The 12147-nt window shown below is 48.2% G+C and carries 12 protein-coding genes; 8 read left to right on the top strand and 4 right to left on the bottom strand.

Annotation, left to right across the window (positions count from 1 at the left end):
- Positions 1-35 precede the first annotated feature (35 nt).
- From iolE to AC4G47_RS01450, 6 genes are all read left to right on the top strand, one after another.
- On the top strand, positions 36-938 hold the full coding sequence (gene iolE / locus AC4G47_RS01425) for a myo-inosose-2 dehydratase (RefSeq protein ID WP_491104426.1): 903 nt from the start codon (positions 36-38) through the stop codon (positions 936-938).
- A gap of 144 nt (positions 939-1082) precedes the next feature.
- The gene (gene iolC, locus AC4G47_RS01430) at positions 1083-2093 is read left to right on the top strand and encodes a 5-dehydro-2-deoxygluconokinase (protein WP_491104427.1); all 1011 of its coding nucleotides are present in this window, start codon (positions 1083-1085) and stop codon (positions 2091-2093) included.
- Between the two features lie 99 nt (positions 2094-2192).
- Entirely contained in the window at positions 2193-3668 is a 1476-nt protein-coding gene (locus AC4G47_RS01435; protein WP_491104429.1) for a CoA-acylating methylmalonate-semialdehyde dehydrogenase, read from the top strand.
- 73 nt (positions 3669-3741) lie between these two features.
- On the top strand, positions 3742-4794 hold the full coding sequence (gene iolG / locus AC4G47_RS01440) for an inositol 2-dehydrogenase (RefSeq protein WP_145326641.1): 1053 nt from the start codon (positions 3742-3744) through the stop codon (positions 4792-4794).
- A gap of 96 nt (positions 4795-4890) precedes the next feature.
- Positions 4891-5697 carry a 5-deoxy-glucuronate isomerase gene (gene iolB, locus AC4G47_RS01445; RefSeq protein WP_458124958.1) on the top strand — a complete coding sequence of 269 codons (807 nt, stop codon included), beginning with the start codon at positions 4891-4893 and terminating at the stop codon, positions 5695-5697.
- A gap of 247 nt (positions 5698-5944) precedes the next feature.
- Positions 5945-6952, top strand: coding sequence for a LacI family DNA-binding transcriptional regulator (locus tag AC4G47_RS01450; protein WP_491104431.1), 1008 nt, complete (start codon positions 5945-5947; stop codon positions 6950-6952).
- A 165-nt stretch (positions 6953-7117) separates the two neighbouring features.
- On the opposite strand, the gene AC4G47_RS01455 is transcribed toward AC4G47_RS01450, so the two are convergent.
- Positions 7118-9097, bottom strand: coding sequence for a methyl-accepting chemotaxis protein (locus AC4G47_RS01455; RefSeq protein WP_491104433.1), 1980 nt, complete (start codon positions 9095-9097; stop codon positions 7118-7120).
- Between the two features lie 315 nt (positions 9098-9412).
- On the opposite strand from AC4G47_RS01455, the gene AC4G47_RS01460 reads away from it, so the two are divergent.
- The gene (locus tag AC4G47_RS01460; RefSeq protein WP_491104434.1) at positions 9413-9940 is read left to right on the top strand and encodes a hypothetical protein; all 528 of its coding nucleotides are present in this window, start codon (positions 9413-9415) and stop codon (positions 9938-9940) included.
- The gene (locus AC4G47_RS01465) at positions 9937-10443 is read left to right on the top strand and encodes a GNAT family N-acetyltransferase (RefSeq protein WP_491104436.1); all 507 of its coding nucleotides are present in this window, start codon (positions 9937-9939) and stop codon (positions 10441-10443) included. Before AC4G47_RS01460 ends, AC4G47_RS01465 begins: the two co-directional genes overlap by 4 nt.
- Before the next feature lie 105 nt (positions 10444-10548).
- Here AC4G47_RS01465 and AC4G47_RS01470 read toward each other — a convergent pair whose 3' ends face one another.
- From AC4G47_RS01470 to AC4G47_RS01480, 3 genes are all read right to left on the bottom strand, one after another.
- Positions 10549-10683, bottom strand: a complete 135-nt coding sequence (locus tag AC4G47_RS01470) for a hypothetical protein (protein WP_491104437.1) — start codon at positions 10681-10683, stop codon at positions 10549-10551.
- A 48-nt stretch (positions 10684-10731) separates the two neighbouring features.
- Entirely contained in the window at positions 10732-11532 is an 801-nt protein-coding gene (locus AC4G47_RS01475) for a DUF4261 domain-containing protein (protein WP_458124964.1), read from the bottom strand.
- Between the two features lie 116 nt (positions 11533-11648).
- A complete protein-coding gene (locus AC4G47_RS01480) occupies positions 11649-12014 on the bottom strand; it encodes a DUF1304 domain-containing protein (RefSeq protein ID WP_491104439.1) in 366 nt (121 codons plus the stop codon).
- Between the last annotated feature and the right edge of the window lie 133 nt (positions 12015-12147).

Consider the following 12147-nt stretch of genomic DNA (forward strand, 5'->3'; position numbering starts at 1 on the left):
ACCACAATGTTGAACGACAAAGGAGACGTGGAGCAATGAGCAAGCTGCCATTCCAGCTTGGGATTCATCCGATCAATTGGGTCGGGGAAGATGTGAAGGAGCATGGCGATGCCACAACGTGTGCACAGATTCTGGATGACATTCAGCGTCTTGGGCTGACAGGCACAGAGATGGGACGTAAGTATCCAACCGATCCCGCTATACTGCGTGAAGAACTGAGCAAGAGGAATATCAATCTGGTCTCCCAGTGGAAATCGGTACTGTTCTCTGATCCGGCGTATCGTCAGTCGGAGTTGGACGGTTATCGCAGACATGCGGAATTCCTGCAATCCATGGGCAGTAAGGTGATCAGTACGGCGGAGGTAGGTGGGTCACTTCATTTTGATCCAAGACGGACACCGAATGAAAAAGAAGTGCTCAGACTCAGCGAATCCGAATGGCATATCCTCGCTGAAGGGTTAAATGAAGCAGGAGCCATTGCCCGGGAACACGGGTTGAAGCTCACATACCATCATCATGGAGGCACGGTGGTAGAACAACCGGATGAGATCGATCGACTGATGGAGCTGACAGATCCTTCTCTCGTGTATCTGCTCTATGACACAGGTCATGCCTACTATGGTGGAGCTGATCCGCTTGAACTGCTGCGTAAACATTATGACCGGATCGCTTATATCCATCTGAAGGATATCCGCCCCCATGTGCTGGATGAAGCACGTGCGGAGCAGTCTGATTTTGTCGGCTGTATTCGTAAAGGGGTGTTCACCGTACCAGGGGATGGATGCATTGATTTTGCTCCCATTCTTCAGGAACTGATTACACGAGGGTACGATGGCTGGGCGATGCTTGAAGGAGAACAGGACCCTGCAATTCATAAACCGTATGAGTATGCGAAGCGATCTTTGAACTATATGAAGGCGTTATACCAGCACAGCTGATACCAAGCATAGCGATGGGGAGAGGAATATACCCATGAAGTGAAGGAACCGTGGAGGTCCGAGTCCTCACGATGGAATGAGTAACTGGTCTAGATATCCATATAAACCATGTAAAATCTCAACACAGAAAGGGGCTCACATGCAATGACCTACGTATCCTTTCCAGAATCAAGGAAGAAGGATTTCACCGCGATTGGCCGTCTGTGTATCGACTTGAATGCCAATGAGATCAATCGCCCGATGGAAGAAACGATGACGTTCACGAAATATGTGGGTGGCTCTCCGGCCAACATTACGATTGGCATGTCCAGGCTGGGTATGGAGACGGCTTTTATCGGCAAAATCGCAGGTGACCAGATGGGCAGATTCATCCAGAGTTATTTGGAGAAGAACGGCATTGACACATCAAATGTGGTGACAGATGACACCGGAGCGGTGACAGGGCTTGCTTTTACCGAAATCAAGAGCCCAACCGATTGCAGTATCCTGATGTACCGGGATAATGTAGCTGATCTGTTATTACAGGCGCAAGAGGTACAAGAGCAGTTAATTGCCGACTCCAAAGTACTGCTAATCTCAGGCACGGCTCTCGCCGAGAGCCCATCCCGTGAAGCCGTATTACAGGCACTAACATATGCGAAAAAGCATGGCACAGTTATTGTGTTTGATCTGGACTATCGTCCATACACATGGACATCAGATGAAGAGACAGCGGTGTATTACAACCTCGCAGCCGAGAAATGCGATATTATTCTGGGCACACGTGAAGAGTTCGACATGATGGAGACATTCGACCACAATCCGGATCATAGCGATCAGATAACTGCACAGAAATGGTTTGATTTCTCAGCCAACATTGTTGTAATCAAACACGGCAAGGAAGGGTCCATTGCTTATACGCGTGAAGGGCTTTCCCACCGTGCTGACAGCTATCCGGCAAAAGTGGTCAAAACGTTCGGTGCAGGCGACTCCTATGCGGCAGGGTTCCTGTATGGATTGATGCAGGGCTGGACGATTGAGCGCAGTATGGCGTACGGCAGTGGGGCAGCAAGTATCGTCATTTCGAGCCACAGCTGTTCGGATGCGATGCCAACGGTAGAACAGGTGAATGATTACATCGAACGTTGCAATCGGGGCGAGATTACCGTGTCCTGAAGGACGTTGCAATACTTTGAATAACGTGATCATACAGATCTATAACAATGGAACAAGTTGAACATAAGCGATCACACATAAGCGAAGGGAGACAGGGCTATGGGAAAAGGGATTTCTGAAGCATCTGCAACAGCGACAATGGTACAAAACTGGATCGGAGGTGCCTGGGTAACCCCAACGGCAACTCGTACGGAGCCGGTTGTGAATCCGGCTACGGAAGAGGTTATTGCACACGTGCCACTGTCTGAACAAGCGGATGTAGATCTGGCCGTACAGACGGCACGGGAAGCATTCAAATCCTGGAGCGGCACACCAGTTCCACGCCGTGCACGTATTCTGTTCCGCTACCAGCAGCTGCTAGTGGAGCATTGGGAAGAGCTCGCTCGCTTGGTAACACTGGAGAACGGCAAAAGCTACGCCGAAGCGTACGGTGAGGTATTGCGTGGCATTGAATGCGTCGAATTCGCGGCAGGTGCCCCGAATCTGATGATGGGTAAACAACTGCCTGACATCGCGACAGGACTGGAGTCGGGCATGTACCGGTACCCAATCGGCGTAATTGGGGGGATTACCCCTTTCAACTTCCCGATGATGGTCCCTTGCTGGATGTTCCCGCTGGCTATTGCGTGTGGTAACACCTTTGTTCTGAAGCCGTCCGAGCGTACACCGCTGCTGGCAGGCCGCTTGGCAGAGCTGTTCAAGGAAGCAGGGCTTCCGGACGGTGTGCTCAACATCGTTCACGGTGCGCATGATGTCGTGAACGGTCTGCTGGAACACAAGGATGTTCAAGCGATCTCTTTTGTCGGCTCACAGCCTGTGGCTGAGTATGTCTACACCACTGCATCCAAGCATGGCAAACGGGTACAGGCACTCGCGGGTGCCAAAAACCACTCGATCGTTATGCCGGACGCCGATCTGGATCTGACGGTGAAAGAGATTACGAGTGCAGCTTTTGGTTCAGCAGGAGAACGTTGCATGGCCTGTTCGGTTGTTGTAGCTGTAGGTGATGTGGCTGACACACTCGTACAAAAGTTGGTGGAAGCAGCAGACCGCATTACCATCGGTAACGGCATGGATGAGGGTGTGTTCCTCGGTCCCGTAATCCGTGGACCACATAAAGAGCGCACACTCAGTTACATTGAAGCCGGAGAGCTGGAAGGCGCGGCTTTGATCCGGGATGGACGTAAGGATCAAGCGACAGGGGAATCCGGTTATTTTGTAGGACCGACAGTATTCGACCAAGTGCAGAGTAATATGAAAATCTGGCAGGATGAGATCTTTGCTCCCGTACTCTCAGTGGCAAGAGTGTCTACGCTAGAAGAAGCTGTGGAGCTTGCGAACCGTTCCGACTTTGGTAATGGTGCGTGTCTGTTCACCCGCAGCGGGGCGAGTATGCGTCAATTCCGTGAAACAATTGATGCGGGCATGTTGGGGATTAACCTGGGCGTACCTGCACCTATGGCATTCTTCCCGTTTTCCGGCTGGAAAAAGTCCTTCTACGGTGATCTGCATGCCAATGGCACGGATGGTGTTGAGTTCTACACTCGCAAGAAGATGGTAACGGCACGCTGGTAATAACCAACCAGAGCATAACTCGGGCTAAGGGGAACGCCCAGCCCATATGGACGCACATAGGGAGGATAACGGAATGGGCAAGGACAAAGTGAGAATTGGCATCATCGGTGCTGGACGGATCGGCAAAATTCATGCAGACAATCTCCTGCGCAACCCGCATGCCGAGATTGTGGGAATCAGTGACTTGTTCGCCGGTCCTGAACTTGAGGCTTGGGCCTCCAGACGAGGCATTCCTGTTGTAACGACAGACAGTAGCCAGTTGATCTCAATGCCTAATGTAGATGCTGTGCTGATCTGTTCTTCAACAGACACACATGTACCGTTGATTGAACAGGCCGCTCAGGCAGGGAAACACATCTTCTGTGAAAAGCCGGTGAGCATGGATCTAGCGCAGACCCAAGCGGCTGTAGCAGCAGTGCAAAAGGCTGGCGTGAAGCTGCAAATCGGGTTTAACCGCCGCTTCGATCACAACTTCAGACGGGTACGTGCACATGTGCAGGATGGTACGATTGGTGATCCGCATATTATCAAGATTACTTCTCGCGACCCGAGCCCACCGCCTGCGGAGTACATCCGGGTGTCTGGCGGGATCTTCATGGACATGATGATCCACGACTTTGACATGGCTCGGTATCTGTCCGGGAGTGAAGTGGAAGAAGTGTACGCTCAGGGCAACGTGCTGATCAATCCGGTCTTTGCAGAACATGGCGATGTGGATACAGCAATTGTTACGATGACTTTTGCTAATGGAGCGATTGGTGTTATTGATAACAGCCGTCAGGCTGTATATGGGTATGATCAGCGAGTCGAAGTATTCGGCTCGAAGGGCAGCGCCACAGCGGCGAACGATCATCCCAATACGGCTGAGATTAGTACAGCAACTGGGCTCATGCGCGACAAACCATTGCACTTTTTCCTGGAACGCTACAATGAAGCGTATGTGCAGGAGACAGCCCTCTTTATCGATGCGATCATCCATGATACACCCGTTATCGTAGATGGCCACGATGCCGTACAGGCAGAACGAATTGCGCTGGCAGCGAAGATGTCGATGGAGCAGGGAAGACCTGTGAAGCTGAGTGAAGTCCCTGGGGTGTCCCTGGAATCGCAAACGGCAATGCCATAGGTGGATGATTAAAGTCAATTTTCCTAATAGTCAAAGTTCTTGTTTTTATAAGTGTCAGGTTGTTGTGGACGACTACAGAAAGGAGTGGATGACAAGATGTCAGAACGTATTGTGAAACCCGTGTCCAACCCGGAGGGAGACGGTACGCTTATAAACGTAACACCGGAATCGGCTGGGTGGGAGTATGTTGGCTTTCAGGTAGCGAAGCTGGCGGAGGGGGAGACGCTAACCCGTGAGAGTGGTGATCAGGAACTCTGTGTGGTGCTTCTCAGCGGTTTCGCTAATGTAAGTACTCGGGAGAACACATGGGATAATATCGGGAAAAGAATGAGTGTTTTCGAGAAAATCCCCCCGTATTCGGTCTACGTCTCAACTTCCGATCAAGTGCAGATCACAGCACGTACCGAACTGGAAATCGCTATATGTGTTGCACCCGGTAAAGGCACGTATCCGGCCCGTCTCATTGCACCGGAAGATGTAGGAGTAGAGGCGAGAGGTTATGGCAATCTGGAGCGCCAGATTCACAACATTTTGCCGGAGCAGAAGGAAGCGGACAGTTTGCTCGTTGTTGAGGTATTTACACCCGATGGGCATTGGTCTAGTTACCCGCCACATAAGCATGATCGGGACGCACTCCCGGATGAATCTTTGCTGGAAGAAACGTATTATTTCCGTGTACAGCCTGAACAGGGGTTTGCCATTCAGCGGATATACACGGATGATCGTTCTGTGGATGAGACACTTGCAGTGAAGAACGGTGAAGTGGTGCTTGTTCCGGACGGATATCATCCAGTAGGTGCTCCTCCCGGTTATGAGGTGTACTATTTGAACGTAATGGCTGGACCAACCCGGACTTGGAAATTCCATAATGACCCTGACCACGAGTGGTTGATGAAAAAGTAAAACGGTTTATGCTGAGCACATTGTGCTGGCTCCAAGTTGCGTATGCAGACTTCCCCCTGCATAATGAGAAGAGAACAATTATCTATGCGATCAATTTCATAACTCACTAAAAATGGATTTCTGTAACTAAATATAGACAAATTGAACCATTTTGATCTATATTTAGCCTTGATTGAAGCAGCTAAAGGTATTATGAAATTGATTCATGTATAACGAAACTTATATATAGCACAAATGGGGAAAAACAATGAAAGCAACCATATACGATATCGCACGCGAGGCGGGTGTATCTATTGCAACCGTCTCACAGGTCATTAATGGCAAAGGCAAGATCAGCGAGAAGCGGCGCGCCGAGATTATGGAGATCATGGAACGCCTTCACTATCAACCCAGCGCGATCGCAGCCGCACTTACAGGTAAGCAGACATATACATTGGGACTGCTCGTACCGGACATATCCAACCCGTATTTTGCAGAACTCGCCAGAGCGGTGGAGGATCGAAGCCGTCAATTGGGATACAGCGTGGTCATCTGCAGTACCGATAATAAGGACGAGCGGGTAGAGCGTTACCTGAATCTGCTCCAGCAAAAAAGGGTAGATGGCATGATGATCGGAACGGGGATCGATAATGCCGACATCTTGTCACCTCTCTTGCAACAGTCTATTCCTGTTGCGCTGATTGCCCGCCATATGCCCTCACTGTCGGTGCATACAGTCACCATTGACGACTTGCTTGGCGGCACGCTTGCAGCACAGCATCTGCTTGAACTTGGGCATACTCGTGTAGCAGTGCTGTCGGAACCGTCCAAAGTCAGCAGTAGTCAGGAACGTGTGCGTGGATTCCGCGAAACGTTGAATAAGGCGGGATATACGCTGGAACCGAATCAGATCAGAGAATCGGCGGCTGACCTGAGCTCGGCCAAAAAAGAGGCGTTACTGCTGCTTGGTGAGAACGATCACCCAACAGGCTTGTTCTGCTGTAATGACATTCAGGCCATCGGTGCACTTCAGGCAGCCAAAGAGCTGGGCCTACGCGTGCCAGAGGATGTGTCGATTATCGGATTTGATAATACCATTCTGGCCTCGGTAACCAGTCCACCGCTTACGACCGTTGCCCAGCCGATTGAAGATCTGGGATATCGCGCTGTAGATCTGTTGATTGAAGAGCTGAAGGAAGAGCGAAATGAACCACAGAAGATTGTCCTGAAGCCCGAACTGGTCATCCGAGAATCAGCAGGCCGTGTATTGGGCTGAAAACAATGACGCTTCCTGCGTACGTTGACCAGCCATGAGTCTATGCATACATGTGTTATATTCTTTTATGCAGATACGAATGCCGTTCCATCTCTCATACTTAATATGTAACGTAACATATTAAACAAGCCGCGTTCACCCTATGGGAGAACGCGGCTTGTTGATTTATATCTTGAACTTTTTCACTTCTTCAGCGAGCGTATTGGCTTGTTGAGCCAGTTCATTGGAGCGTTCCGAGATACTGGTAATATAATTGAACTGTTCTTGCGTCGAAGAGGCAACCTCCTCCGTGGAAGCGGCGCTCTGTTCGGACATGGCCGCAACACTGGAGATCACTTCAGCAATCTTGCCAGAGCTGTTATCCAATTCGGTTGTTGCAGACGATACTTGTTGAAGCTGGTTGTCGATGCCTTCAATGGATTGCTTGATTCGCATAAACGAATTGCGCATCTCATGCACGGCAGTGACCTGCTGCTCAATACCATGTTCAGCAGAATCGACTTCGCTCACACTTTGGCGGCTAGCTGACTGAATTTCATTCAGCAATACGATAATATCCTGAGCAGAGCCTGCGGATTGTTCAGCCAGTTTGCGTACGTCCTCGGCAACCACTGCGAATCCACGTCCATGTTCACCCGCTCGGGCTGCTTCAATGGAAGCGTTCAGGGCAAGCAGGTTGGTCTGGGAGGCAATAGCTTGAATCATGCTGACGATGCCCTCAATCTTCTGTGATTTGTCTGCCAGTAGGGTGATGGATTCACCTACACGGTCAATCGATTGGCGGTTGCCATCCGAAAGTTCCACTTGGTGATCTACCGCCTGTAGTCCAGCCAGCATGGCTTCTCCTGCCTCACGCATCATCGTTACGGACTGCTCGACACTGCGATTAATGCCGCCGACACTATCACTCATCTCCGACAGACGGCTTGAGCCATCATACACGGATTCAGCCTGTGTACTGGAGCCTTGAGCGAGTTCATCAGTGGCAATGGAGATCTGCTCTGCGATGCGCTTGGTGTTATCTGTATGCTCTTGCATCTCACCTGAGATACTTTGTACGCGATCGGCAGAAGCCGTTACTTGTCTGAACAGCGAGCTAAGCTGATCGGACATCTGATTGAATGCCATGCCAAGTTCAGCGAACTCATCTTTGCCTTTGATCTGCACCCGTCCTGTAAAATCACCACTCGACATCTGGCGGGACGTTCCATGCAGACTTCTCAGTGGCTTGATGAAAAGTGTTGCGATCCAATAGGCACTTGCCAGCACAACCAATATTGTAATGCCGATAATGAGAATGTAGTTATTGCGCAATTCATAATACTCAGCGTAGGCCAGCTTCTCGGAGATGATGGAGCCTACAACCCAGCCGGTGCTTGGAATCTGATGATAGAACAACAGATATTTCTCATCGTTATATTGGAATGGCTTCTGACCTGACGGATTCGTCTGCATATCTGCCAGCAGCGGGTTTAACTCTGTATTTTCCTTGGCTGAGGTGTTCACCAGTTTATCGTCAGGGTGAGCCAGAAGTAGTCCGTTTTTATCGATTAAAAAGGTGTAGCCCAACCCATTCAGATTTATTTTTGCCACGGTATCGGTAAGTGTAGAGAGCAACAAGTCGCCTGCGACAACCCCTTGCAATGCGCCGTCTTTATTTTGGACCGGCATGGCAATCGACACCGCATATTGCTCCGACATCATATCCAGATAGGGATCAGAGAATGTTAACTGATTAGCCTGCTTCGCTTTCTGATACCAAGGACGCTGTCTTGGATCATAATCTGAATCGGGAGTCCAGTCTGAACCATTCATGAAGCTGCCTTCTTCTTCTGACCCGTAATATAGATCCGACAGGCTCTCTTTATTACTGCCCAGCTTCATAATGTTAAAGTATTCTTGCGTGAGTTCTCCCTCGGGCACGCCTTCCTGGATGACAAAACCTAACGTTTCGATCACTTTGGCATTACTGCTGATCCAGCCGTCCAACTGATTTGCCGAAGAAGACATTAAGCCATTCAGTGTGGAGTCAACATTACGCTTGGCTTGCTTTTCGGTTTGAACCAAGCCAAGTGAAGCTAGTGGCAGTGCGGTGATCAACACAGCGGCAAGAAACATGATCATTAATTTTGGTTTGAGCTTCATTCCAATTCCCCCTAGCGTTTTACAATTACACGCCTATACTTCTTCAAATCACATATTATCGTGCGTGGCGAACATGTTGTTCCAAGCGATTTGTTGATCATGCTCACTTGTTGAAACTGGCCGAGTATAGCCTCGGGATGTCATGGATGTGTAAGAATGAATAGAGCTTATGAAGTATATCGTCATTTTTAGTTCAAATTTTAGATAAGTAAGGAATAAGAAATGACATTGGTACAGAAAGATGGAGATGATATACTTGAGAATATCAATAATTACCAATTCATATGTTTGTGTGGATATTGAGAGGGGATTGGGATGAGTAAACGAATCAAGCTGATTATGGGTATCGTCACGATTATTGTTGTTGTAGCTATTGCAGTGCGTATGTATACCTCTGGTCAATATGCTATGTATATCCCCAGCCAATATACGACGTTTCGAGCAGAGGTTACAGATCATATGAGCATGCTGGATAGATTGGATCGACTGACCATTAGAAAAATTTCAAGTGCAGATCCGTATAATGAAGATGATGAAGTGACGATTACAGATCCCAAAGAGATTAGAGACATGCTGAAGCTGTTGAAGGATGTTGAACTTAAAAAAATGAAGGATATCGATACTGCTCAAAGGAGTCCATATTACTATGAATGGCGACTTACCATTAATAAAGAAGGTCGCTTTACCGATGGATTCGGACTGACGTTTTATAATGAAAAATCCATCTCAATCTACAGCGAGGCGAAAACGAGAGACCAACTTGAGGATTACGAGATTACTAATGAGTTTAATCTGAATGAGATGGAACGCCTATATCAGAAGTTGAAGGAGGAGCAAACATGACCAAGACCGACTATCATGTACGTCCGATTGAGGAACAGGATATCCCCTTTCTGTGGGAGATGTTATATGCATCCCTGCATACACGAGAAGGTGATGAACCTCTCCAACTCGAAAGTATACATACGCCTGAGCTATCCAAATACGTTGAAGACTGGGGAAGAGAAGGGGATTTTGGGTATGTTGCGGTAGACCAGTATGGCAAGAGATTAGGTTCAATAACCTTACGATTCTATACGGATCAGAATGCGGGATACGGTTATGTGAATGCAGCTACGCCCGAGATGGGGATGGCTGTAATTGAAGATGCACGCGGAAAAGGAGTAGGCACCTTACTGCTTCAGACTGCACTGAATGAAGCCAAACGGCGGGGAATTGAAGCAGTCTCGCTCAGCGTAGACCCGGATAACGAAGCGATTCGCTTATATAAGCGAATGGGATTTGTGGAGAAAGGCCTCTGTGGTACATCGGTAACGATGGTACGTGTGAGCGCTTCAGAACCTTAAGCGATAAGCAAAAGAAAAAGGCGTTCCCTCATCGGAAACGCTCCTTTTTTCTGCTACGTGTAGCATCCACATATTCTCTTTACACTTGCGTAGCAATAATTCGATTTATTTCAACAAAAATGCCAAAGCCTCGTCATACGTTTCCCATTGAAATTCAGTCTGATGTGCTGATTCTTTGGCAATCCGATTCAATTGCATATTGGCGATCGCACCGCCTATGGCTACACTGGCCTGCTTCATACCCCACTCTATCAGTATTTCTGATGCTCCACGAGCACATAAGTAAGTTTAGAATCCAATCTTCAAACTGTTACCTTCCGTCGCTACACCTTTGGAAAGGGAAATGCTCAACTTTTGTTCTGCTGAGAAACCAAGTGTTTCCCCGTCATGCAATGTAACGTCTTTTTCAACGACATACGTTGTGGTTATGAACATCATCTCGAATACATCACTTAAGGACTCAGACGATTGTATAATCTCCAATTCTTCTTTTCCGAAGTTACGTAGTCCGTAAGTATAAGCTGAAGCGCCTTCGGCATTTTGGAATAATCCGATGAAAATCCAGAGCGAGACGGGCAACTCATCATGCTTGATTCCGCGGCTCGTCTCAACATATTGGCGGGCTTCAACAACAAGCGGAGCCATATATATTGCAAGTGCGTGGTTCAACTGTAATAACGCACTCGCAGTCTGAGTGAACAGAACATGTCCCTCAATTGCATTTGTTGCGTTCAGAACGGATACGATAATCTGAGACTGGTGCCGTGAGGTGACTTGTTCTGCTTCTCGCCAAAGGATGTTTAGTTTGGCATTCTCCTCAACTTCACGGTCAGGTACAGGCGCGGCAATGTGAGCACATACCACCTGCATTCCATTTACCTCAAAAAAGAGATTGCCCTCCTCCGGGCGTTCCTCAATCTTGATATCCCACTCGTTTTTCATGTTCCTAATGAAGAGGTCAAAATCACAATCGTCACGCTCTAGCAGGACAAAACCCACGATGGTTTCACTGTAATTCGTCGATTCTACAGTGCCGCCTGTGGGTACGTTCTCCTTTTTGCGCCGTCGAAGCTTGTCGAACAATCCCATAACATGTTCTCCTTCCTATCCCAGATTGATTCTGGTCATTGTACACTGCTATCTATTCACTACCTTACCATAAAGGAGTTAAGATGAATCGCAGCAATGCACCTATCGACAGGAAATTACAGGAACAAGACCAGAAACAATGCTATGATCGCAGGCAATCCTTGTTTGATAATGATTGACCGTGAAGCAGTTACTCCTCCATAGAGGGCCGCGATAATTACACAAGCCAGGAAGAAAATCTGAATATGCTGTCCAACGGCAGCATCCGGATATACGAGTCCCCAGATCAGACCTGCAGCGAGAAATCCATTGTAAAGGCCTTGGTTGGCCGCGAGGGATTTGGTAGATTTGGCGAACTCGGGCGTGAGATTGAAGGTTTTCATTGTGCGTGGACGAGTCCACATGAACATCTCCATCACCATGATATAGATGTGTTCGACAGCTACAAGAGCTACAAAAATGATACTAATCAAATGAAACACCTTGCTTTCTAATATGTAATTTATTTACTTGTCCGTCTTAGTATAAATCTTTACATCAAGAACGGGAAGAGCAAATTTAATTTTTAACAATTTAATTGTGCATTATATATCAGTGTTTCTCATTTTACTATGG

The organism is Paenibacillus sp. Negev47, from assembly GCF_058313655.1.

Bases quoted from the DNA above. Each gene is read 5' to 3' on its own strand.
- iolE (WP_491104426.1), top strand. From the start codon at position 36: ATGAGCAAGCTGCCATTCCAGCTTGGGATTCATCCGATCAATTGGGTC.
- iolC (WP_491104427.1), top strand. From the start codon at position 1,083: ATGACCTACGTATCCTTTCCAGAATCAAGGAAGAAGGATTTCACCGCG.
- AC4G47_RS01435 (WP_491104429.1), top strand. From the start codon at position 2,193: ATGGGAAAAGGGATTTCTGAAGCATCTGCAACAGCGACAATGGTACAA.
- iolG (WP_145326641.1), top strand. From the start codon at position 3,742: ATGGGCAAGGACAAAGTGAGAATTGGCATCATCGGTGCTGGACGGATC.
- iolB (WP_458124958.1), top strand. From the start codon at position 4,891: ATGTCAGAACGTATTGTGAAACCCGTGTCCAACCCGGAGGGAGACGGT.
- AC4G47_RS01450 (WP_491104431.1), top strand. From the start codon at position 5,945: ATGAAAGCAACCATATACGATATCGCACGCGAGGCGGGTGTATCTATT.
- AC4G47_RS01455 (WP_491104433.1), bottom strand. From the start codon at position 9,097: ATGAAGCTCAAACCAAAATTAATGATCATGTTTCTTGCCGCTGTGTTG.
- AC4G47_RS01460 (WP_491104434.1), top strand. From the start codon at position 9,413: ATGAGTAAACGAATCAAGCTGATTATGGGTATCGTCACGATTATTGTT.
- AC4G47_RS01465 (WP_491104436.1), top strand. From the start codon at position 9,937: ATGACCAAGACCGACTATCATGTACGTCCGATTGAGGAACAGGATATC.
- AC4G47_RS01470 (WP_491104437.1), bottom strand. From the start codon at position 10,683: ATGAAGCAGGCCAGTGTAGCCATAGGCGGTGCGATCGCCAATATGCAA.
- AC4G47_RS01475 (WP_458124964.1), bottom strand. From the start codon at position 11,532: ATGGGATTGTTCGACAAGCTTCGACGGCGCAAAAAGGAGAACGTACCC.